Here is a 435-nt window from a genome sequence, read left to right as displayed (position 1 = left end):
CATATGCGGGGCGTATCCCTGGTGCGCAGCCGTGGCGAAGTCCTGGTCCACGGCACCAACCGTCAGGCAGGACCCGAAGGAATAGCGTGACCGACGAGAAGCGAAACCTCAGCGACGGAGACGATCCTTCCGTCAAGGGCGAGCTGTCTCCAAGGGGCGAGGATCTGGCATCCAACAACCTTCCGGAGACTGACGAGTACGACGTTGTCGACCCAGAGGCTGAAGAGTTGACGACCCCAGACGATGTCGTCGATAAGACTCCCGATAAGGCCGATCCCGAAGATATGGTTATTGACGACCCCGACCAGCTCGAAGGAGCGGAGGAGGTCGCTGCGTCAGCTCGTTCTTCCCGGCCGGTGCGCAAGAAGGATTCTGCTGGCAAACCAGCCCGCCGCGGCAAGCCCGTGCGCAAGGAAGCTAGCGCGGCTGATGAGG

General features: G+C 61.8%; 1 protein-coding gene. It reads left to right on the top strand.

Annotated features, from left to right (window positions below; translation table 11 throughout):
- Nucleotides 1-86: 86 nt before the first annotated feature.
- The coding region (locus tag ACU8YC_RS28180; RefSeq protein ID WP_446896420.1) for a hypothetical protein at nt 87-435 on the top strand (349 nt) is incomplete at its 3' end.

Source organism: Citrobacter sp. VF227 (genome assembly GCF_052950715.1).
This window is presented reverse-complemented; position numbering and strand designations above follow the sequence as displayed.